The organism is Citrobacter sp. Colony219 (assembly GCF_019382635.1).
GTDB lineage: Bacteria > Pseudomonadota > Gammaproteobacteria > Enterobacterales > Enterobacteriaceae > Citrobacter > Citrobacter youngae.
In genome coordinates this window covers 1,965,533-1,989,136 of record NZ_CP080033.1, presented here as the reverse complement: position 1 = coordinate 1,989,136, position 23,604 = coordinate 1,965,533, and the positions used below count along the sequence as shown (strand labels likewise).

General features: G+C 52.4%; 17 protein-coding genes. 5 read left to right on the top strand and 12 right to left on the bottom strand.

From position 1 onward, the window contains the following. Positions 1-2: 2 nt before the first annotated feature. Entirely contained in the window at positions 3-2,615 is a 2,613-nt protein-coding gene (gene pepN, locus JTI85_RS08645; protein WP_219352432.1) for an aminopeptidase N, read from the bottom strand. 266 nt (positions 2,616-2,881) lie between these two features. Here pepN and pncB point away from each other — a divergent pair, with 266 nt between their 5' ends. The 4 genes from pncB (at position 2,882) to aspC (ending at position 8,714) form a co-directional block, all read left to right on the top strand. After that, positions 2,882-4,084: a nicotinate phosphoribosyltransferase gene (gene pncB / locus JTI85_RS08640; protein ID WP_101742835.1), complete on the top strand. Its 1,203-nt coding sequence runs from the start codon at positions 2,882-2,884 to the stop codon at positions 4,082-4,084. Positions 4,085-4,249: 165 nt separating this feature from the next. After that, complete coding sequence (gene asnS, locus JTI85_RS08635; protein WP_048212128.1) at positions 4,250-5,650, top strand: asparagine--tRNA ligase; 1,401 nt, start codon at positions 4,250-4,252, stop codon at positions 5,648-5,650. A gap of 613 nt (positions 5,651-6,263) precedes the next feature. Beyond that, a complete protein-coding gene (gene ompF, locus JTI85_RS08630) occupies positions 6,264-7,340 on the top strand; it encodes a porin OmpF (protein WP_048212129.1) in 1,077 nt (358 codons plus the stop codon). 183 nt (positions 7,341-7,523) lie between these two features. Then, positions 7,524-8,714: an aspartate transaminase gene (gene aspC / locus JTI85_RS08625; protein WP_061067624.1), complete on the top strand. Its 1,191-nt coding sequence runs from the start codon at positions 7,524-7,526 to the stop codon at positions 8,712-8,714. Between the two features lie 52 nt (positions 8,715-8,766). On the opposite strand, the gene JTI85_RS08620 is transcribed toward aspC, so the two are convergent. The 7 genes from JTI85_RS08620 to cmoM all read right to left on the bottom strand — a co-directional run bounded on the left by JTI85_RS08620 (position 8,767) and on the right by cmoM (position 19,431). Next, positions 8,767-9,414 (bottom strand): MBL fold metallo-hydrolase, encoded by a 648-nt coding sequence (locus tag JTI85_RS08620; protein WP_003831949.1) that lies wholly within the window; start codon positions 9,412-9,414, stop codon positions 8,767-8,769. A 28-nt stretch (positions 9,415-9,442) separates the two neighbouring features. Further along, the gene (locus JTI85_RS08615) at positions 9,443-9,991 is read right to left on the bottom strand and encodes a YcbK family protein (RefSeq protein ID WP_003831948.1); all 549 of its coding nucleotides are present in this window, start codon (positions 9,989-9,991) and stop codon (positions 9,443-9,445) included. Positions 9,992-10,167: 176 nt separating this feature from the next. Further along, on the bottom strand, positions 10,168-11,919 hold the full coding sequence (ldtD, locus tag JTI85_RS08610) for a L,D-transpeptidase (RefSeq protein WP_115602301.1): 1,752 nt from the start codon (positions 11,917-11,919) through the stop codon (positions 10,168-10,170). 261 nt (positions 11,920-12,180) lie between these two features. Beyond that, positions 12,181-16,641, bottom strand: coding sequence for a chromosome partition protein MukB (gene mukB, locus JTI85_RS08605; protein WP_137346278.1), 4,461 nt, complete (start codon positions 16,639-16,641; stop codon positions 12,181-12,183). Continuing rightward, the gene (gene mukE, locus JTI85_RS08600) at positions 16,641-17,345 is read right to left on the bottom strand and encodes a chromosome partition protein MukE (protein ID WP_016152457.1); all 705 of its coding nucleotides are present in this window, start codon (positions 17,343-17,345) and stop codon (positions 16,641-16,643) included. The genes mukB and mukE overlap by 1 nt, the downstream gene beginning before the upstream one ends. Then, on the bottom strand, positions 17,326-18,648 hold the full coding sequence (mukF, locus tag JTI85_RS08595; RefSeq protein WP_048212134.1) for a chromosome partition protein MukF: 1,323 nt from the start codon (positions 18,646-18,648) through the stop codon (positions 17,326-17,328). Before mukF ends, mukE begins: the two co-directional genes overlap by 20 nt. Positions 18,649-18,651: 3 nt before the next feature. Continuing rightward, positions 18,652-19,431 carry a tRNA uridine 5-oxyacetic acid(34) methyltransferase CmoM gene (gene cmoM, locus JTI85_RS08590; RefSeq protein ID WP_040231810.1) on the bottom strand — a complete coding sequence of 260 codons (780 nt, stop codon included), beginning with the start codon at positions 19,429-19,431 and terminating at the stop codon, positions 18,652-18,654. A gap of 135 nt (positions 19,432-19,566) precedes the next feature. Between cmoM and elyC the strand changes: the two genes are divergently transcribed. After that, positions 19,567-20,343 (top strand): envelope biogenesis factor ElyC, encoded by a 777-nt coding sequence (gene elyC, locus JTI85_RS08585; RefSeq protein ID WP_048212135.1) that lies wholly within the window; start codon positions 19,567-19,569, stop codon positions 20,341-20,343. On the opposite strand, the gene JTI85_RS08580 is transcribed toward elyC, so the two are convergent. From JTI85_RS08580 to JTI85_RS08565, 4 genes are all read right to left on the bottom strand, one after another. Continuing rightward, a complete protein-coding gene (locus JTI85_RS08580; protein WP_005123553.1) occupies positions 20,320-21,213 on the bottom strand; it encodes a YcbJ family phosphotransferase in 894 nt (297 codons plus the stop codon). The genes elyC and JTI85_RS08580 overlap by 24 nt on opposite strands. A gap of 163 nt (positions 21,214-21,376) precedes the next feature. Beyond that, complete coding sequence (gene kdsB / locus JTI85_RS08575; protein WP_048212136.1) at positions 21,377-22,123, bottom strand: 3-deoxy-manno-octulosonate cytidylyltransferase; 747 nt, start codon at positions 22,121-22,123, stop codon at positions 21,377-21,379. Then, positions 22,120-22,302, bottom strand: coding sequence for a protein YcaR (ycaR, locus tag JTI85_RS08570; protein ID WP_003035793.1), 183 nt, complete (start codon positions 22,300-22,302; stop codon positions 22,120-22,122). Before ycaR ends, kdsB begins: the two co-directional genes overlap by 4 nt. A 51-nt stretch (positions 22,303-22,353) precedes the next feature. After that, positions 22,354-23,586, bottom strand: a complete 1,233-nt coding sequence (locus tag JTI85_RS08565) for a winged helix-turn-helix domain-containing protein (protein WP_137378646.1) — start codon at positions 23,584-23,586, stop codon at positions 22,354-22,356. Positions 23,587-23,604: the final 18 nt, after the last annotated feature.

The following is a 23,604-nucleotide window of genomic DNA, read 5'->3' as shown; positions in this document are numbered from 1 at the left end:
TCTCAGGCTAACGCTTTAGAGATCTTTTCGAACAGATCGCCTGACAGATTCTCCAGTCCTTTCAGCTGTTCCAGCGCCGCACGCATCTTCGCCTGACGTTTTGCATCATAGCGTTTTAAACGAATCAGCGGCTCAATCAATCGAGATGCCACCTGCGGGTTACGGCTGTTGAGCTCAGTCAGCATGTCCACCAGGAACTGATAACCGCTACCATCTTCCGCATGGAATGCCGCCGGGTTGCTGCCCGCGAAGGCACCAATCAGCGAACGGATGCGGTTCGGGTTACTCATACTAAAGGAACGATGCTTCAGCAGGCCGCGTACCGTTTCCAGCACATTTCTCGCCGGGCTGGTGGACTGCAGGATAAACCATTTATCCATCACCAGACCGTCGTGATGCCATTTGTCGTCGTATTCCTGCATCAGCGCGTCACGACACGGCAACTGTGCTGCGACCGCCGCAGACAGCGCCGCCAGCGCATCGGTCATATTGTTCGCTTCACGGTACTGCTTGCTTACCAGCGTGTCAGCCAGATGGGTTTCGCCAAAGGCCAGGAATCGCAGGCAGGCGTTGCGCAGCGTACGTTTGCCAATATCGCCATGCTCAACGCGATACTTATCAAGATGATTAGCGTTATAAATGGCGAGGAATTCATCCGCCAGCTCGGCCGCCAGCGTGCGGGTTAACGCTTCGCGTACCTCGGCGATCGCCACCGGATCAATGATGTCGAACAGTTCGGCAATTTCATTTACTGAAGGCAGCGTCAGGATCTCTGCCGCCAGTGCCGGATCGATTTTCTCATCGAGCAGAATCGCGCGGAATGCATCGGCCACGTGGACCGGCAGCGACAGCGGTTGTCCCTGCTGATGACGGGCAACGTTGAGCTTAATATAGGTCGCCAGCAGGCTTTGCGCCGCATCCCAACGAGAGAAATCGTTACGCGCATGGCGCATCAGGAAGGTCAGTTGCTGATCGCTCCATTTATATTCCAGTTTCACCGGCGCGGAGAATTCGCACAGCAGCGCCGGAACCGGCTGGAAGTAGACGTTATCAAAGACAAACGTCTGCTCTGCCTGGGTCACGTTGAGTACGGAATTCACCGGGTGCCCACCTTTTTGTAGCGGGATCACTTTCCCTTCGTTGTCATACAACTCAAGGGCAAAAGGAATATGCAACGGCTGCTTTTCAGCCTGATCCGGCGTGGCTGGCGTACGCTGGCTGATAGTCAGCGTGTACTGTTCCGTTGCTGGATTGTAGTCATCTCGCACGGTCAGAATCGGCGTACCGGACTGGCTGTACCAGCGGCGGAAATGGGAGAGATCGACGTTCGACGCATCTTCCATCGCCTGCACGAAATCATCACAGGTTGCAGCGCTACCATCGTGACGCTCAAAGTACAGCTGCATCCCTTTCTGGAAGTTAGCCTCACCCAGCAGGGTGTGGATCATACGAATCACTTCCGCACCCTTCTCATACACGGTCAGGGTATAGAAGTTGTTCATTTCGATGACCATATCCGGACGGATAGGATGCGCCATCGGGCTGGCGTCCTCAGCAAACTGCAGGCCGCGCATGGTACGCACATTGCTGATACGGTTTACCGCACGTGAGCCAAGATCGGAACTGAATTCCTGATCGCGGAACACGGTTAACCCCTCTTTCAGGCTCAACTGGAACCAGTCGCGACAGGTGACGCGGTTGCCGGTCCAGTTATGGAAGTATTCGTGACCGATGACGCGCTCAATATCGAGATAGTCTTTATCGGTGGCGGTATCGGTACGCGCCAGCACGTATTTGGAGTTAAAGATGTTCAGACCTTTATTCTCCATCGCGCCCATGTTGAAGAAATCCACGGCGACAATCATATAGATGTCGAGATCATATTCGAGGCCAAAGCGCTCTTCATCCCATTTCATGGAGTTTTTCAGCGAGGTCATCGCCCATGGCGCACGGTCAAGGTTACCGCGATCGACGTACAGTTCCAGCGCCACTTCACGCCCTGAGCGGGTAGTAAAAGTGTCGCGCAGGACGTCAAAATCACCGGCCACCAGCGCAAACAAATAGCACGGTTTCGGGAATGGATCCTGCCACTGCACCCAGTGGCGACCGTTTTCCAGTTCGCCCTGCGCAACACGGTTACCGTTGGAAAGCAGGAATGGATATCTGGTTTTATCGGCAATAATTTTGGTCGTAAAACGCGCCAGCACGTCCGGCCTGTCGAGATACCAGGTAATATGGCGAAAGCCTTCCGCTTCGCACTGGGTACACAGCGCGTCACCTGACTTGTAAAGCCCTTCCAGCGCGGTATTCGCCGCTGGGCTAATTTCATTCACGATACGCAGCGTAAAACGTTCCGGCAGTTGATTGATGACCAGAGCGCCCTCTTCTTCTTTATATGCTGTCCACGGTTCATCATTCACGTGGATTGACACCAGGGTCAGATCTTCGCCATTCAGGCGCAGGGGCGCATCGGATGCACCATGACGGACAGCCTGGCTCACTGCGGTGACCACGGTTTTTTCAGCATCCAGGTCAAAGGTCAAGTCAATATCAGTAATCTGGTAATCCGGCGCACGGTAGTCGTGGCGGTATTTGGCTTGTGGCTGTTGTGTCATAAAAAAACCTTTAGCATCTTTGGTAGAGTCTCGGCTTCAGTCTATTCCTGTTGCGTAAATCACGCTACGCAGAATGTTCATCTTTTCAGGCACAAACGCCCTTTTTGCTACATTTTTATAACACGCGGCACGAATTGCCCTCGACCAGAAAGACAGCTTATGGTGTGATCGGGGTTCAATAAATCGCTAAACAGGGTATACTCCAGCGGTTTTCTTAGTTGTTTATTGTACTAAACGCTCCCGTGAGAGGATGCTACTGCGCACCTATGACACAATTCGCTTCTCCTGTTCTGCACTCGCTGCTGGATACAGACGCTTATAAGTTGCATATGCAGCAAGCCGTTTTTCACCACTACTATGATGTACAAGTAGCGGCTGAATTTCGTTGCCGTGGCGATGACCTGCTCGGTATTTATGCCGATTCTATTCGCGAACAGGTGAATGCTATGCAGCACCTGCGACTGCAGGAGGACGAGTACCAGTGGCTCTCCGGCCTGCCTTTCTTCAAAGCTGATTACCTCACCTGGTTACGTGATTTCCGCTATAACCCGGAACAGGTTTGCGTCACCAATGACAACGGTAAGTTGAACATTCGCTTAACCGGGCCATGGCGCGAAGTGATCATGTGGGAAGTTCCGCTGTTAGCGGTGATAAGCGAGCTGGTACACCGTTATCGCTCGCCCGAATCAGGCGTCCCACAGGCGCTGGCTGAGCTGGAAAACAAATTAGCAGAATTCTCTGCTTTAACGAAAGATGTCGATATGTCCCGCTTCCATCTGATGGATTTCGGTACGCGTCGTCGTTTTTCACGTGAAGTCCAGCAGGCTATCGTTAAACGCCTGCAGCAAGAGCCGTGGTTTGTTGGCACCAGCAACTACGATCTTGCCCGTCGTTTGTCATTAACGCCGATGGGAACCCAGGCGCATGAATGGTTCCAGGCACACCAGCAAATCAGCCCTGAGCTTGCCACCAGCCAGCGCGTTGCCCTGGCCGCCTGGCTGAACGAATATCCCGACCAGCTCGGCATCGCCCTGACCGATTGCATCACCATGGACGCGTTTTTGCGCGACTTTGGCGTTGAGTTTGCGACCCGCTACCAGGGTTTGCGCCACGACTCTGGCGATCCGGTGGAATGGGGTGAGAAAGCCATCGCCCATTATGAAAAACTGGGCATTGACCCGCAAAGCAAAACGCTGGTGTTCTCCGATAACCTCGATCTGAATAAAGCGATTGAACTCTACCGCCACTTCTCTTCTCGCGTGCAGTTGAGCTTTGGTATCGGGACACGCCTGACGTGTAACATCCCCCAGGTTAAGCCGCTGAATATCGTTATCAAGCTGGTCGAATGTAACGGCAAACCGGTGGCGAAGTTATCTGACAGCCCGGGTAAAACCATCTGCCATGATAAAGCGTTTGTGCGCGCGCTGCGCAAAGCCTTCGATCTCCCGCATATTAAAAAAGCCAGCTAGTCCTTCCAGGGAGCCACTTTGGCTCCCTTTTCACGTTTATTTCCGAAATCTTTCACTCCAGCTACGAATTCTGCTTGTCTGATTGCAGATGCCAGGTAACATAGGTATCCCCCCATTACGGGTGGACATGTGTTTATATATCCGACTATTAACAGAGAGAATATTATGAGCGTTGTGCCTGTAGCCGACGTACTCCAGGGCCGCGTAGCCGTTGACAGCGAAGTCACCGTGCGCGGATGGGTGCGTACCCGCCGAGATTCAAAAGCTGGCATCTCCTTCCTCGCCGTTTATGACGGTTCCTGCTTTGATCCTGTACAGGCCGTCATCAATAATTCTCTGCCCAATTACAATCAGGACGTACTGCGCCTGACGACGGGTTGTTCAGTTATCGTAACGGGTAAAGTCGTTGCATCACCTGGACAAGGACAGAGCTTTGAAATTCAGGCCACTGAAGTTGAAGTCGCGGGCTGGGTTGAAGATCCTGATACCTACCCAATGGCGGCTAAGCGTCACAGCATTGAGTATCTGCGTGAAGTGGCGCATATGCGTCCGCGCACCAATATGATTGGTGCGGTAGCGCGCGTACGTCATACGCTGGCGCAAGCGCTGCATCGCTTCTTCCACGAGCAGGGTTTCTTTTGGGTATCTACTCCGCTGATCACCGCTTCCGATACGGAAGGTGCGGGTGAAATGTTCCGTGTTTCTACGCTGGATCTGGAAAACCTGCCGCGTAACGATCAGGGTAAAGTCGATTTCGATAAAGACTTCTTTGGTAAGGAAGCGTTCCTGACCGTTTCCGGTCAGTTGAACGGTGAAACTTACGCCTGCGCCCTGTCCAAAATTTATACTTTTGGCCCGACGTTCCGTGCAGAAAACTCTAACACCAGTCGTCACCTGGCAGAGTTTTGGATGCTCGAGCCGGAAGTCGCTTTTGCCGATCTGAACGATGTTGCAGGTCTGGCTGAAGCAATGCTGAAATACGCGTTCAAAGCCGTACTGGAAGAACGTGCGGATGATATGAAGTTCTTCGCCGAACGTGTCGACAAAGACGCGGTATCACGCCTGGAACGTTTTATTGATGCTGACTTCGCGCAGGTGGATTACACCGATGCGGTAAGCATCCTGGAAAAATGCGGTAAACAGTTTGAAAACCCGGTTTACTGGGGTGTTGATCTGTCTTCTGAGCATGAACGCTATCTTGCCGAAGAACACTTTAAAGCGCCGGTGGTTGTTAAAAACTATCCGAAAGATATTAAGGCGTTTTATATGCGCCTTAACGACGACGGTAAAACCGTGGCGGCAATGGACGTGCTGGCACCGGGAATCGGTGAAATCATCGGTGGTTCTCAGCGTGAAGAGCGTCTGGACGTGCTGGATGCCCGTATGCTGGAGATGGGTCTGAACAAAGAAGATTACTGGTGGTATCGCGATCTGCGTCGCTACGGTACCGTTCCGCATTCCGGTTTTGGTTTGGGCTTTGAGCGTCTGATCGCTTATGTCACCGGCGTACAGAACGTCCGCGATGTTATTCCGTTCCCGCGTACACCGCGTAACGCCAGCTTCTAACGTTGTCGCTTTAATCATAAAGGCCAGCACTGCTGGCCTTTTTTCGCTCAGCGCATTGCTGTATTTGTCGCCTTAGATGGACTCTCATCCCGCACTAAACTCAACCCGTAAATTCCCCCTTCCTGTTACGCAATGTTTCACTGCAACATTTGAGAACAAAAAATAATCACTATTTTTATTGTGGATTAGCACTTCATGATCAAATAGAGCATTTATTACCCATTCGCACGGCATTCTGGACGGCCAAAATATGCATTTGTAAAAATGGTTCTTTTTTGCGGGGCTAGATAAAAATGTCGTTAGCAAAATTAAGTATAAGAAAATCATATAAATAGATAAAACTGAGCAAAATTCAATCGCAGGGACACCTGAAATTTGAAGTCGTTCACAAAGTTGCATAAAAATAACATTTTGTTACACATTTTTTCTTTTTGAAACCAAATCTTTATATTTGTAGCACTTTGAGAGTAGCGAAACGGTAGTTTGAATGGAAAGATGCCTGCAGACACATAAAGACACCAAACTCTCATCAATAGTTCCGTAAATTTTTATTGACGGAATTTATTGGCGGCAGTGGCAGGTGTCATATAAAAACCGATGAGGGTAATAAATAATGATGAAGCGCAATATTCTTGCAGTGGTTATCCCTGCTCTGCTGGTAGCCGGGGCAGCTAACGCTGCAGAAGTTTATAACAAAGATGGCAATAAAGTAGACATCTACGGTAAAGCGGTAGGTCTGCACTATTTTTCCAAGCACAACGGTGACAACGCCTACGCACCTAATGGCGATCAGACTTACGCCCGTCTTGGTTTCAAAGGGGAAACTCAGATTAACGACCAGCTGACCGGTTACGGCCAGTGGGAATACCAGTTCAGCGGCAATAACTCCGAAGGCGGTGACGACTCTCAGAATGGGAACAAAACCCGTCTGGCGTTTGCTGGTCTGAAATTCGGTGACGCAGGTTCCTTCGATTACGGTCGTAACTACGGCGTCGTATACGATGCACTGGGTTACACCGATATGCTGCCAGAATTCGGTGGCGATACTGCGGCTTCCGACCAGTTCTTCTCTCAGCGTAACGGTGGCCTCGCGACTTACCGTAACTCCAACTTCTTCGGTCTGGTTGAAGGCCTGAACTTCGCTGTTCAGTACCTGGGTAAAAACGAGCGTGATGACGTTCGTCGCTCTAATGGTGACGGCGTTGGCGGTTCTGTAAGCTACGAATTCGAAGGCTTCGGTATCGTCGGTGCATACGGCGCGGCTGACCGTACCGATGCCCAGCAAAACCCGCTTCTGCGCGGCCATGGCGACAAAGCTGAGCAGTGGGCTACCGGCGTGAAATACGATGCTAACAACATCTACCTGGCAGCGAACTACAGCGAAACCCGCAACGCAACCCGCATTTCTAACGGTTATGCGAACAAAACTGAAGACGTACTGTTAGTTGCTCAGTACCAGTTCGACTTCGGCCTGCGTCCGTCCCTCGCCTATACCAAATCTAAAGGTAAGGATATCGAAGGTATCGGTGACGTAGATCTGGTGAACTACTTCGAAGTGGGCGCGACTTACTACTTCAACAAAAACATGTCCACCTATGTTGATTACATCATCAACCAGATCGATTCTGACAACAAACTGGGCGTAGGCTCTGACGACACCGTTGCAGTGGGTATCGTTTACCAGTTCTAATAGCAGACCTCTTTGCTAAATGCCTAAAAAACAGGACTTCGGTCCTGTTTTTTTATATCCGCCAGCGGATTCTTGCGTCTTCAAAAAACACCCCTGCTTTTCGTCACTAACGGTTGGCATTTTGTAAATCTACCGTTAACCTGATAGCGGACTTCCCTTCTGTAACCACAATGGAACCTCGTCATGTTTGAGAACATTACCGCCGCTCCTGCCGACCCCATTTTGGGCCTGGCTGATTTGTTTCGTGCCGATGACCGCCCGGGGAAAATAAACCTCGGAATCGGTGTATATAAAGATGAGACAGGCAAAACGCCGGTACTGACCAGCGTTAAAAAAGCCGAGCAATATATCCTGGAAAATGAAACCACCAAAAACTATCTTGGCATTGACGGTATTCCAGAGTTTGGTCGCTGCACTCAGGAATTACTGTTTGGTAAAGAAAGTGCTCTGATTAATGAAAAACGCGCGCGTACCGCACAGACCCCTGGTGGTACGGGTGCCCTGCGTGTGGCCGCTGATTTCCTGGCAAAAAACACCAGCGCAAAACGCGTGTGGGTCAGCAACCCAAGCTGGCCGAACCATAAGAGCGTATTTAATTCTGCTGGTCTGGAAGTGCGTGAATATAACTATTACGATGCTGCAAACCATTCACTGGACTTTGATGCATTGCTGGCAAGCCTGGCTGAAGCACAAGCTGGCGACGTCGTATTATTCCACGGATGCTGCCACAATCCGACCGGTATCGATCCGACGCTGGAGCAGTGGCAAACGCTGGCTCAGCTGTCAGTCGAAAAAGGTTGGTTACCACTGTTCGACTTCGCCTACCAGGGCTTTGCGCGTGGTCTGGAAGAAGATGCAGAGGGTCTGCGTGCATTCGCCGCGCTGCATAAAGAGCTGATTGTCGCCAGCTCCTATTCCAAAAACTTTGGTCTGTACAATGAGCGCGTAGGTGCCTGTACACTGGTTGCAGCTGATGCTGAAACCGTTGACCGTGCCTTTAGCCAGATGAAATCGGTAATTCGTGCGAACTACTCAAACCCGCCAGCCCACGGTGCATCCGTAGTCGCCACAATTCTGAGCAACGATGCGCTGCGTGCCATCTGGGAACAGGAACTGACTGACATGCGCCAACGTATTCAGCGCATGCGTTTACTGTTTGTCAATACGCTGCAGGAGAAAGGTGCAAACCGCGACTTCAGCTTTATCATCAAACAGAACGGTATGTTCTCTTTCAGCGGCCTGACAAAAGAACAGGTTCTGCGTCTGCGTGAAGAGTTTGGTGTCTATGCCGTCGCTTCCGGACGTGTAAACGTCGCAGGAATGACGCCAGATAACATGGCACCGCTGTGCGAAGCGATTGTCGCAGTGCTGTAATTTATTGCGCATAAAAAGGCCGCAATCGCGGCCTTTTTATTTATCTGCGGTGTTACCAGACTGGCATTTCATCCTGCAGGAACGGGTTATGTAGCCGTTCGTTACCCAGTGTAGAAAGTGGGCCGTGACCCGGGATAAACGTCACGTCATCACCCAATGGCAAGAGTTTACGTTTAATCGAATCAATCAATTGGCTGTGATCCCCACGCGGGAAATCACTGCGCCCTACGCCACCTTTGAAAATCACGTCGCCTGAAATCAGTAACTTTGATTGTTCATCAAAGAAGACAACATGCCCTGGCGTGTGACCCGGGCAATGCAGCACCTGTAAGGTTACGTTGCCGACGCTAATCCGATCGCCTTCGTTTAGCCAGCGATCGGGCGTCAGCGGCTCACAATCGCCCAAGCCAAACATGCGGCTCTGAGCAGGGAGCCCCTGTAACCAGAACTCATCTTCTTTTTCCGGACCAATAACCGGAACACCATAATGCTGTGCCAGTTCAGCCGCTGCCCCTACATGGTCAAGATGTCCATGGGTAAGCAGGATCTGCATGAGCGTCAAACCGCTGGCATCGACTTCCTGTTTGATTTTCTCGGCATCACCGCCGGGATCGACCAGTGCGGCCAGACGCGTCTGCTCACACCAGATTAGCGAGCAGTTCTGGGCGAATGCAGTGACCGGAATAATACGATAGTTCATACAGCTCCTGTTTCATTAAGCTTACGGATCACCAGTGCCGTGCAGGCCCGGTGTCGATATGCACAAAGTTACTGCTGGGGTAGTATCCTACACCACCTGCGCGCATAGATAACGCAGCTTTGCGAATATTGCTTAATGCGATGCCTTCAATGTGGAAATCCATGGCCTGGCCTTTCGTGTGGTAGCTTTTCTTTGCCACACCACGACTACGTGCACGGAGTTCGTTATTGGTATCGATGGAACGATAGCCGGAGATCAGTTGTACGGGTTTACGCGTACCCAGCAATCCCTGCAGACGGAAGAGTTGATCAAACAATCCCGGGTCGATGGATTTCACTTTATTCGCCCGAAAGTCACGGAAAAAGTGATTAAGTTTTGCTAATTCGTCCTGAATATAGCCCCTGCCATCAAAAAACTCTGCTTTTATTGACTCACCGGTATGCAGGTTATTCAGAGTCAATATACGCGGACGTGGGGTGGAGAGTGTAGCAAACGCAGGCGTAGGCAGGATGGCAGCGCCGAGGGCAATGCCACCAAGCGCCAGCAGTTTGCGGCGATTAGCGTCAAATTTGTCCATGGTATTAAGGTCTACAGGTCAATGTTATCGTATGTATGCTCTAGCGCACGCGGGAAACCTTATCTGGCTAAGTAGTCCACGTCAAGGCTCCCAAACCCAGGAAATACGGGGCTTGCAGCCATCCTGCCCCGTTTTCGTCATAACTTACGACAATCATTTTCCTCGAACTGCTTCATTTATCTGATTAATTGCTCAGCTTTCGACATGATTTGTGCGCTGGATCGCGCTGTCTGATCGTAATTGTAAATATCTGTTCGATACTGCGTACGTCCATCGCTTCCCACAAAGGCAGTCAGATAGTACAGGTTGACCGGAATATTCTGGCGGATATTTACATACCGCGTATCCCCTTGCTTCAGGGCATCCGAGATGCGCGTATCATTCCAGCCAGCATCCTGCAGCAGCATATTCGCCAGTTCCGAGGCCTTATTCACGCGCACACAGCCAGAACTTAGCGCCCGAGTATCCTTCTGGAACAAATTATGGTTTGGCGTATCGTGCAGATAAATGGCGTCCGAACTCGGCATATTGAATTTATAGCGACCCAGCGAATTACGCGCGCCCGGTGCCTGCTGGAAGCGGAACGGCAGATTTGAGGCGGTGATTGTAGCCCAGTCAACCTGCCACGGATCTATCGTCTCTTTGCTGTTCCAGCCGCGCATTACAGTATACCCGTGACGCTCAAGGTACCCCGGATCGTTCCACAATTTAGGCAGAATATCTTTTCGGGCCAGCGTCGGCGGCACGTTCCACGGTGGATTTACAACCACATTATTCAACGCGCTGCTCATCATCGGCGTTTTACGATCGGGACGTCCGACAATAACACGGGAAGCCAGCACCTGATTTCCGTTCTGATAATAAACCAGCGAGTAGGCTGGGATGTTTACCATGATGCCGGTAGACAGATCGCTCGGCAGCAGGCGCAAACGCTGAATATTTAACGCCAGTACGCCCGCGCGTTGAGCAGGCGTCACGTTCAGCCAGTCACGCGTCGCAGGGCCAATCGTGCCATCGGCCCCCAGCCCCTGCCATGTCTGAAAACGTTTCACCGCGTCAACAAGTTCGCGATCGTAGGCGCTACGCCCTTCTTTGGCAGAAGTGCTGACACCGGCGTTCAGCATTCCGGTACGACGCAGAATTTCGCGCAGCGCCGGGATATCATTACTCCATTCACCGGGACGCAACGTCGTGGTGCTGGTTAACCGTGGCCAGGGTCGCGAATCCCCCACCAGCTTCAGCAACGACTCATGCATCGCAGCATACTGTGGATGCTGAGGTGTAAGGCTGGTGATAAATGAAGTTAGCTGACCGTTGTCCAGCGCTACCTGCCATTGGTTAACAACGGAGAGCGGTGGCGTTGCCAGTGCATAAGGCTTATCGCTGTAGAGCCAGCGGCTACCTTTGACGGGGATATTGGCAATAAAGTGCAGATAGCCCATCATCGCATCAGAAAGTACAGTATCACGTGCCAGGCCTGTGACTGCCGGGTCAGTCAGTAACGCAACCCAGGCGTTAAACTGCGGCTGAAACCCGGCAATCGCCACCTCGGCTAACTGTTGTTGAAAGGCTTTTACCGCATCACGATTTTCCCACATCGGTTTCATTTCGCGTGCGGCATACAGTAATTCCAGCTGGCTCATATAAACCGGCGTATAGCCTGCTGGTAGCTGAGATTGCAATTCAGCGCGGGCTTTGTCCACAGATGTGCCATTGGGCAGAGACTGAATTCCCGCCATCACACCTGTCGCGTAAGATTGTACCTGCGGTTGCGATAACGCTGTAGGCTGTTCGCTGACGGCAGCAGAGCTGTCGCCAGGAATCATTTCAGGCTCATCAGCCTGCGCGTTGAACAGTGGAGCGAATGTTACGGCCAGGCACAAACTGATTGCCGACAGCCGACGACCACACATTTTATTAAGCAACATCCCTTGCCCCCTGTTTTCTTTATCATACTTTGAGTAGCCAGACCGCCTGTATTCCCCGTTACTCTCAAGGGAGCGGGCCTGTAAAACGCCAATACATTCTGAAGTATGACGAGCAAGCCCGGTGACGCGTTAGGCTTACCTTCAGTATATAAACATCAAATCATTTTTGCCTAACCTAATGTAAAGAAGTCTAAAGAAATTACACCAGGTATCATGTGCATATCGGAAAAGAAAAAGGCGGCTTTAGCGCCGCCTTTTTACTTAGCTTGCCTGCGAAGAGGCATCTTCTATCCCAGGTAAGGGCTCAGGTAACTGAGGGGCAAAACCACGCAGACCCACCACATGAACGTGTTCGGTGTTCTGGAAGACTTTACGCACCAGTTTGTAGGTTGTGCCTTTCTCCGGGCTGATATTTTCCGGCGCAGCAATAATCAGCTGCATCTGCAAACGCTCGCACAGTTCAAACAGGGTTGCGATGGAGCGGGCATCAAGTCGTGCGGCTTCATCAAGGAACAACAGGCGGCATGGCGAGATATCTTTCCCACGCAGTCTACGCCCTTCATCTTCCCAGCTTTGAACAACCATCACGAGGATTGACATCCCGGTACCGATCGCTTCCCCTGTGGACAGGGCGCCCGATTCGGCACGCAGCCAACCGTCAGAACCACGGTTAACCTCAACTTCCATTTCCAGGTAGTTGCGGTAGTCGAGCAGTTCTTCACCAATGGTTTGCGGCGTACGCTGTCCCATGTCAATCTGCGGATTCAGACGCTGATACAGCTTCGCCAGCGCTTCAGAGAAGGTCAGACGATTGCTGTTAAACAGATCCTGGTGCTGCTCATGCTGCTCGGAGAGTACGTCCAGCAAGGTGGCATGCGTCTCGCGTACGTTGACGTTCAGACGAACGCTGTTTACCTGGCCAAACGACACGCTTTGCAGACCCTGGTTCAACATACGAATACGGTTCTGTTCGCGCTGAATTGTCTTACGAATAATATTTGCCACGCTGCGAGAGCTGATGGCCAGCTTCTGTTCACGGGAGGTTAACTCTTCCGTCAGACGGCTCAATTCAATCTCCATCTGCTCGATGGCTTCAACCGGATCGTCGGTACGGATAATATCCTGGCGAATACGTTCACGCAGATGCTGGTAAACCGCAACAAAGAACTGAATTTTACGTTCTGGACGTTTTGGATCTTCAGACATGCGCAACACATCGCGCAGATGTTCGTTATCCGCAACCGCCAGACGTAGCGCACCGAGCGCCTTATCCGACATCGAACGCAGTTCGTCACCGGAAAGATAGGCCAACTCGCGACGGTGCAGACGACGTTCCACACCGTTATCTTTCACCATCCGCATCACCGCACACCAGCCGGCTTTGGCGGTGACTACCTGCTCGCGCATTTCATGGTAATCGCGCTCAAGCTTGCGCAGCTTGCGGGTCAGGTTTTCCATCTCCGCTTCGCAGAAGGTCAGTGCTTTCTCAAGTTGGTTGCGGCGAGCGCGGTTATTACTGAGCTGCGCATGCAGTTCGTCACGACGGATACGCGCGCGCTCTTCGGCACCGCTGTCCGCACGAACGCCAATATCCTGCAGTTCACGTTGTAAATCGTTAAGCAGCTCTTTCTTGGTGTCATAAGAGCTTTTCAGCGAGGCCATAACCTGATTGTACTGGCTCAACTGCGCGGCATGGCTGCGCAACGCTTCACGGGCGCGGGTACGTTCAGCTTCCGCCTGTTCCAGACGCTCACGCAGTTTCTCATTCAGATCGCTGTTACCGCTGAGCATTTCGGCGGAGTCGGAATAGCTAAAGTGCGCCCGGCGCTGTACCACTTCGGTCAGGGCAAAAGCTTGCTGACGCGCATCACGCTGCATCTGCTGAGAATACGCGTAGTCTTCTTTCAGCTGTTCAAACTGCTCAGGGTCATTTTGCAGAACTGAAACGATAGGTTCCAGTTTCGCCAACTGATTGCCGTGCTGCTGCACAAAACGCGCGGCTTCCTGAGCTTCATCCAGACGCTCGCGAATTTCGTCCACGCGATCGGCCAGCGTGTCATCTGCCAGCAGATTCAAGCGAGGCAGCAGGCGGTTCAGCGCGGAGACGCCCTCTTTCGCCTGTTCAAACTGCATACGGCTTTGCTGGTTATCATTTTCATGATTAGTCAGCGCACGTTCCAGTTCAACGCGACGGCCATTCAGTTGGCGAATTTCCGCTTCCGGATCGGCTTCAAACGCCACCGACAGATGACTGCCGATAAAGCGGCTGAACGCCTGATGCAGACGCTGGGTTTTCTGGACATCAAAGGAGAGCGTGGCGAAACGTTCAGACAGCCCTTCACGCTCGGCATGCAGGGTTTCGATACGGCTTTCACGCGCTGCACGACCAAAAATAGGCACCTTCGGGAAGCGGGAATAACGCCACTGACGCTCGGCGGTTTTCACCACCACCGCTTTTTCAAGTTCATCGACGCTGAAAACGCTGTCATCAAACGACTGCGGATCCCCTTCGATGAAATAGAGGTCTTCCGGGCAATCCGTCAGCCCATCAAGTTGCTCAGTAATCAGTGACAGATCCGGCACCACGATGGCATGGCGCGAAGGACCGTACAGCGCAGAGAAGTACGGCGCATCTTCAAGGCTAACATCGTCATAGATTTCAGACAGCAGCACGCCGCCGAAGCGTTCCGCCAGCGCATTGAGGCGCTGATCTTCCGCCCCGCCCGGCTGACTTAAACGTTCAATCTCTTCATCAACCGCATTTTTACGTGCACCGACTTCATCACGCTCAACAATGGCCTCACGCTCGCGCTCCAGCAATTGTTGCAGATACTCGGTCACATCCTGGCTGGAGGTAAACTCTTCGCCACACTGCTCGCTAAGCTGATTCAGGCTATTTTGCGCAGCCAGCCAGACAGGCGCGCGTTTCATCAGATGCTGGATACGCGATTGCAGTTGCTCCTGCTCCTGGCGCAACGTCATACGCTGTTCACTGGCAGAAGAGACGCTGTCCGACAAGGCGGCGATGCGCGCTTCCAGTTCCTGGTGCAGCGCTTCCAGCTCATCGATATCGAACTGTTTACCCTGACGCTTGCAGAATTCAGCCAGCAGACGCTCGGCTTCCTGCTGTTCGCGCAGACGCTGCTCCAGTTCGCTCAGTCGCATACGCAATGGCTGAACCTGTTCCGCCAGGTGGCGCTGTTCAACGCCTTCGCGCAGCAGCTCACGCGCCACGCTCCAGGCTTCACCACGCGCCAGCGGGCCGTTGATAGCCGCCACCAGCTGATAAGCCTGTTCGAACTGGCTGTGCGCAGTTTGCGCCACGCTCATTTTTTGTTCCAGCGTCAGCAACTTCTCGGTCGCTTCCTGCTCTTTGGCCTGGAAGGTTTCCAGCCATTCAGCGGCGCTATCGGCGGTCAGATCCGGTAAGTGGCAAAGCTCTTTGGCTCGGCTCAGTGCCTGAATCGCCTGAGTATACTGGATGGCGCGCGTTTGCTGGACGTCCAGCGCCTGCTGGTAATCGGCAAGCTGGCTTTTCAGCTCATCCACTTCCAGCTCGGCGGCTTCCGCACGGGCTTCATTCTCATCCTGACGATCGACAGCTTCTGCCACGACTTCATTTTGTTCTTCGAGACGGATCTGCAACTCTTCGAGATCCGCTTCGTAGCGTTCAATTTTTTCCTGCTGACGCAGTGCGGTTTGCACCAGATTCAGGTGATCGCTCGCGGCCTGATAATCGGCTTCCAGATCGCCTTCCGCGCCGTTATGCTCGCCCAGTTCACGCGCCATATCCACATGCTTATACTGCTCTGCGGCCAGCTGCTGGCGCGAGGTATACAGTTCACGACGATATTCCAGCGCTTTGTCGAGGTGAATACGACGTTCATTAGCGTGGCGCATATAATCTGCCGCCACATAGTTAGTCGCTTCGCTGATCAAATGCTTAAACAGGTCACGATCTGACTGGGTGACGCGAATCGCTTCCAGCGTCATGCGGTTTTCACGCAGCGCGGCTTCCATATCCTGGAACGCTTTACGCACGCCGCTGTTTTCTGGCAGCAGGTAATCGCGCAGTGAGCGAGTAATGGCGCTGGAGATACCGCCGTACAGTGAGGCTTCAATCAGGCGATAGAATTTACTACGGTCGGAGGCAGAGCGCAGACGACGGGCAATGATGCCCAAATCGAACATCAACGAGTGATAATCGGTTATCGAGTTGAACTGCTTAAACTGCACGCCTTCCATCTCATCAAGCTTCTCTTTTAGCTCAGCAAGAGACAGAACGCGAGCCTGCCGTTCGTTCAACGTTTCCGTGACCAGTTGGGTTGGCTGTACCGACATCGGCAGCCCCTGAATGGCAAACGGTTTGATATCCACTTTGCGATCACGACCCGCAACCTGTTGCAGACGCACACCCACGACCACGCGCTGATGACGCGAGTTGAGGACGTCGAGCATTGAGTAACAGACCCCTGCTTTCAGCTTACCGTGCAGGCCTTTATCACGTGAACCGCTGGTTGCACCGGCTTCGGTGGTATTACGAAAATGCAGCAAGGTTAAGTCCGGGATAAGCGCTGTAACGAATGCCGCCATGGTGGTGGATTTACCCGCCCCGTTCCCGCCCGACAGCGTGGTAACCAGCTCATCAAGGTCAAACGTACGGGCAAAAAAACCATTCCAGTTAATCAGCGTAAGTGAGCGAAATTTACCGCGTTCAATCATTATTCTTCTTCTCCACTGTCCGGCTGATTTTCTTCGGGCTCATCGTTGAGCTGCAGGCGGTTCTCGACCGGCATCGCTTCGCCATCACGAATTAAGCGACGCTGCGCTTCGCGCGGATCGTCACCGCTGCGCACGTCCGCGCCAAAGCGGAAGACTGATTCCGTAATACGGAATTTGCTGCTGTCGTGACCCATAAACCACACCATGCCTAAACGACGCAGGCGGTTAAGTGAAGAACGCACTTTTTCCTGGAGTTTCTGGCGATCAACGTCCGAACCGGTCGAACGGTTGTTCACCAGCTTCAGCAGTTTGGCTTCATCCGCCAGCGTTAGCAGCTCGTCGTACAGCTCTTGCTGAGTAAAAATCCCTTCGTTCGCCAGACGTTCCGGGCTGAGATAGAGATAGCAAAGAATTTTACCGACCATCATGTCCAGTTCAGACAGGACCGAACGGGGAATGAGCGTCGTTGAACGCGGACGAAGGTAGAAGAACCCTTCCGGCGCACGGATCAATTCCACGTTATAGCGGCTGTAAAACTCTTCAAAATATTCCTGAAAATCCATCAGGAAGGCATGATTATCCAGTTCATCCAGGCCGATATGGCGACCCGAACGTAACGCGCTATCCAGCGCCGGAAATAACGGATTCGCCAGCGCCTGCGCCAGCTTGACCGGCATCACTTGTTCAATATTTGTCAATGACATGCGCCTGTACCTTGGCTCCGTAATCATTAATCGGCTGCCATTTGGCTGGCAGTCCGGTGAAGTCTGCTTGCGCTACGCCAAGACGTACCGCCTGATCGATAACAATACGCGCAACGTCGAAGTGACGCGCACGTGGATATTGCGCCAGATACTCGCGCACGACCAATCCGAGATCCAGTGGCGTTTGTCTGGATTTATAGATAGCCAACTGCTCTTCGATAATTGCCGCCAGCTGTTCGCGGATCTCATTAAATTCTTCATATTCCAGATCGGCCGGGAGCTCACCGGTGACCTCTTCATCACGCAGCACCATCTCTTCGTCACGCATATCCAGCAGACGATCGGCATTGGCATAGGTCAACGCCCACGGATCGTCAAAATAGCTCTGGACAGACTGACGTAAACGCTGGGCAAAGACGCGATTTTTGTCCATATCAATAGCGGTACGGATAAACTTGTGCACGTGACGATCGTAGCCGATCCACAAATCGATGGATTGCTGACCCCAGCTGATAATACGGTCGAGCTTGCTTTGCAGGTCGAACACCAGCCGGTCGACGAAATGCAAATCGTCATGAGCCATCGTCGCGTCCTGAATGCGTAACAAGTTCGCCTGCAGCTTATCGCCTGCGGCTTCCAGCGTATCCTGTAGTTCACGCAGCGTACCAGACGTTTCAGACAGCAGCATTTCACAGCTGGAAATTGCCGCCCGCCAGTCTTTGTTTAGCAACTGTGCGATGTCGTCTTTTACCTGCTGCTGCTGTTCATCCATGATGCGCTGGGTCAGATCGATACTGTCGAAAATTTCCGCTACCGAATACTTCAATGGTGCATAGACGTTGCGGTGCCAGTGGAATTCATCACCACCTTCTGCGGCGGCATCTGCCGCGCGCTTCAGCTCACCAGCAACAATCGACAACTGCATCGACAAACGCAATGTAGAGAATTCGCGCTGACGAATATAGTAATCCGTGATGCCAATCCCCAGCGGCGTTAAACGATAAATAGCGTTACCTTCCGCCTGCTCGCTGGTAAAGCGGTTCAGCAGACGTTGACGTACCATGTCGTTAATCGCGTTATTGGCGCGAACACCGATGGTTTCGCTGGTTTGCTCAAACGCATCACTCACATGGCGGAACGCATCCACCAGCTCGCCTTCGCTCATCTCACCGTCAAGTCGCTCACCGTTCAGCGTGGCTACCGCCAGCAGGAACGAAAGTCTGTCTACCGGCAGAGAGATGGAGAAGTCATTTTTTCTGGCCCAGGCAACCAGTTCGGGGACTGTCTGGGAAAATTCACTCATAGGTTATCCTTGCATCTGCGGTTTGCGCGCGGTGACATGAATATAGCGGCCAAGGCTGATATACGGTTCCTGGCGGCAATAGCGCGTTTCTAACTCAAGTAACATTTCATAACCGTCACGCTGTTGATGCTTATCTCGCAGATAATCATGAAACACGCGCACGCCTGTCTTACCGGTTATCTGCCAACCGATCTCTTCCAGCCACTGGTAAACCTGTCCTGGTTCACGCGGATAGTCTGGTGAAAGCGTACGTTTTTTACGTTTTGGCATCCCAACCTGCACATAGTCGAAATTCCCTGCGACCATGTTGTGCATCAGCAGACCGTTAGCATTGTAGAACATTAACGATAACGCGCCGCCGGGACGTAATACCGACCACAGGGTTTGCAGCACGCAAACCGGTTCGGCCACCCATTCCAGCACAGCATGAAACAATATCAGATCAACCGGGCTTTCCAAATGCGCAGCAACATCCTGAGCGGCGCATTGTATGAAATGCATGTTTCCGCTCACACCTTTTGCCTCTGCTGCCTGTTGCGCACGGGCGATCATCTCACCGGACAGGTCACATAATGTCACGAAGTGACCGCGCTCCGCCATTTTGATGGCCGTTTGCCCTTCGCCCCCACCCGCATCCAGAATATGTAATTTCTGTTCACCGAGCGTGGGCAGTAAGCGATCCAAATCCTGCCAGAGAATAGCCTGTCTTAATTGACCTTTGGTGGTGCCGTAAATGTTACGGGAAAACTTCTCTGCAATGTCATCAAAATTGCGATCCCGCATCGGGCTCTCCACAGGCTGGCTTTAGGGCGACTAAGTAAAACCGCTATTTTGTCACACCCACGCCGAGAATGAACCTTCCTGGTGTAATATCGCTGCAGATCCCCTGCTATATGGTTAAAAAAGGAACCAAAAAGGATGCTTTTTACGCTGAAGAAAGTGATTGGCGGTATGATGCTGCCGCTTCCGTTGATGCTGCTTGTGATGGGCATCGGCCTGGGGTTAATCTGGTTTAGCCGCTTTCAGAAAACGGGGAAAGTGTGTATCAGCCTGAGTTGGCTCGCACTTTTACTGCTTAGCCTGCAACCTGTCGCCGATCGTCTGCTGAAACCGCTTGAGGATAGTTATCCAACCTGGCAGGGTACGCAAAAAGTGGAGTACATTGTGGTGTTGGGTGGCGGATATACGTGGAATCCGCAGTGGGCGCCAAGTTCAAACCTGATCAACAACAGCCTTCCACGTCTGAATGAAGGTATTCGTTTATGGCGCGCAAACCCGGGCTCGAAGCTTATCTTTACCGGCGCTGCCGCAAAGACCAATAATGTCAGCACGGCTGAAGCTGGCGCTCGCGTGGCGCAGTCGCTGGGCGTGCCCCGCAGCGAGATCATTACGCTGGACAAACCTAAAGATACCGAAGAAGAAGCGATAGCAGTAAAACAGGCCATTGGCGATACGCCGTTCCTGCTGGTGACATCCGCATCGCACTTACCGCGTGCGATGATTTTCTTCCAGCAGGCCGGACTGCATCCGTTGCCTGCACCCGCTAATCAACTGGCCATCGATTCACCACTCAATCCGTGGGAGCGAGCAATTCCTTCGCCTGTCTGGCTGATGCATAGCGATCGTGTTGGTTACGAAACGTTGGGGCGCATCTGGCAGTGGCTAAAAGGTTCAGGCGAGCCACGGCAGCAGTGATTTCGTTGCCAGGTCAAAGTTGGAACGATTAAAACGTCCGGTATTGACCAGTTGCGCAACCTCATCCCATAACACATACAACCAGCGCCGCCAGATGAACGACTCCGCCACTGGCGCGCGCTGCAGGTATTGCCATAGCAGGCTTTCCGCCAGCGCATTATCCATTAAGCGGAACAGTTCATATTCCCTGGGCGCCCACAGCATCAACCCCGGCCCCACCATTGCCAGAAGCTGATCGCTACGGGCGTCTTTAAGCATGCTGCGTAAGCTGAAATTACCGTGGATCAGCACGCAGTTATCATTGAATCCTTCAAATAAAGCGGGCAAACACTCACGGGTACGAAACAGGATCCGTTTGTCCTGCATCGTCAGCCCGGTATTGTTGAACTGACTTAACGTAGTCCACAACACCTCAACTCGCTGACGATACCAGGATGGCCAGATATTCTCTTGCGTGTTATCCACCATTCCCACACAGCCGCGGCTATCCTGTCGATGCCATGAAAGCAGACCTTCTACAATCTGATCCTTTAGATGTTCCCAGCGTTCGGGCGTTCTGGCTGGCGCTTCTACCGGCACACCGCGTAAACGCTCAAGCAACAGGACATCAGGGCCGGGATGTTCTTCGTGCGTTAAGACCCCATAAATGACTGGCATACGCACAGTCCCGCTGCGTGCCAGCATGGTGGTTTTCCATGCTAACTGCTGCGCCATCCCCGGTGTGGTGAAACTTCTCGCCATCAGTGGCATCGGATTTCCCTGGCTGTCATACAGTGACCACAGGGCCGTATCCACTTTTTCATTTACGCATTCAATACGACTGAGTTTTTCACCCAGCAGATGGCTGAGTTCGGCACGCAACTGTTCCATTTCAGATTGCCCTCATTAATGCTACTGCTTTCATAATGAGCGTCGTGCAGACAGATGTCACCCGGATGAGATCAATTGATGAAAAGAAAAGTGGAGGGAAAGCGTAACGATACGACACTCCTCCCAAAAATCGCATCACCGGGGGGGAGTGTCATGAGAAAAACTAACGCATTTCAGCGCGAACGCGCTCAAGGTCTTCGGCAGTGTCTACGCCGGTTCCTGGGACTTCTTTTGCGACGGCAACGTGAATTTTCTCGCCGTACCACAGCACACGCAGTTGCTCCAGCATTTCAATATGCTCAAGCGGACTCGGCTGCCAGTTTACATAACGGCGAATAAATCCGGCGCGATAACCGTAAATGCCCAGGTGACGCAGGAAGGTATCGCCCACCGTTTCGAGGCTTTTGGAAAAACGGTCGCGATCCCATGGGATCGTCGCACGGGAAAAATAGAGAGCATAACCTTCGGCATCCAGCACAACTTTTACCGCATTTGGATTAAACGCCTCTTCTGCGCTGTGAATCGGGGCTGCAAGGGTCGCCATACCAACCTGGCGCTGCGCCAGATTCTCAGCGACCTGACGAATAATGACCGCCGGGATCATCGGCTCATCACCCTGGACGTTCACAATAACGGTATCATCGCTAAAGCCACATTTCTCGACAACTTCCGCCAGTCGCTCCGTGCCAGACTGGTGATCGGCACGGGTCATGCACACTTCGCCACCCACCGCTTCTACCGCACGAGCGACATCTTCATGATCGGTGGCAACAATAATACGCTCGGCGCCAGATTCACGCGCACGTTCCAGGACATGCACAATCATGGGCTTGCCGTTGATATCCAGCAGCGGCTTACCCGGCAAACGTGTGGACGCATAACGCGCAGGAATAATGACCACAAAACTCATGATTTACTCTCATCAGCAGTCAGAACACGGGCTTCGGTTTCCAGCAAAACTGGAATGCCGTCGCGCAGTGGGAAAGCAAGGTTATCCAGTTTACAAATCAGTTCCTGTTTTTCCTGGTTAAACCAGAGTTTGCCATTGCATACCGGGCAGGCAATGATTTCAAGCAGACGATGATCCATAGTTCCTCCAGATGGACCGGATTGTGAATCCGTAAATATTAACATAATCAATTAAGAGGCTGGGTCTATTTCCCAACCGTGCCGAGATTCAGCAAATAAACCGTCCGGGCAATTCCCCAATGTCACTCGCGTCGCCTGCTGCCAGCGGGCAAAATCATCAATCGCCTGAAACAATCCTTTTTGCAGAGTAACCCCTGGTTTGATGCCATCCTGCAACCACAGCGAAATAACCTCCAGCACGCCGGTTTTACGGTGCATTTTGGCGTCCATGCGCCCAACTAACTGCCCGCGATGCAGCAACGGCAAGACGAAATAACCATACTGACGTTTCGGCGCTGGCGTATAGCATTCCAGTCGGTAGCTAAAATCAAACAGCTGTTCTGCCCGTTTACGATCCCAGACCACCGGATCAAACGGGGATAAAACCGCGTTGTGGGTGGCAGTCAACTTTCCCGCCAGAGCAAGTTCCAGTTGCGGCTGAAGGTGGCTGTGCAACCACAAGGTGCCCAGCCCTTCTACATCAACAGGAATTATATGTCGCTGTTCCCTTCGCATATCGCACCAGTTTTTTAACGCCGGACGCTTCAGGCGATAGTAGTCCGCCAACCACTGCTCACGGAAAATACCCAAACTACGGGCGCTATTATCCAGCATCACAATTTCGGCTTCATCCTGCGACAGCCGGTCACGCTCGTCATCCCAATGAGGCATGACGCGATGCGTTAAATCATACACTCGCTGAAAATTACGCCGCTCCACCACCATCACTTTCCCGGATGTAAAAAGCCCTTCCAGATGCCGCTTTTGTGGTTTCCATTCCCACCAGCCGCTGGCACCCTTACGCGGATGCTCGAAATCGGCTGAACGTACCGGCCCGTTATGCTGGATATGCTGTAACAGTTGCTCAATTTCATGGGCATGTTCTTTCATCCACGCCGCTTTGTATTTCCAGCCCATTTTTTCCGGAGCCAACATACGATGGCGTATCAGCGTAAAGTCGCTGCGCGGTAAAAAACAGGCTTCATGCGCCCAATACTCCATCAATTCGCCCTGCAGTAAGGACTCATCCAGCCATTGGGGGGAATAGTCACCCAAACGACTAAACAGCACCAGATAGGGACTGCGCGCCACAATATTGATGGTATCGATTTGCAGTAACGACATGCGTGAAATGGTGGGAAGAATATCTGCAGGCGTTGCCCGGCGGCGTGTTTTTTTCAGTAGCCCCTGGGCAGCAAGATGAAGATGACGGGCATCCGTCAGAGTAAGACGCGGCAACGACATTTATGACCTCATAAATGA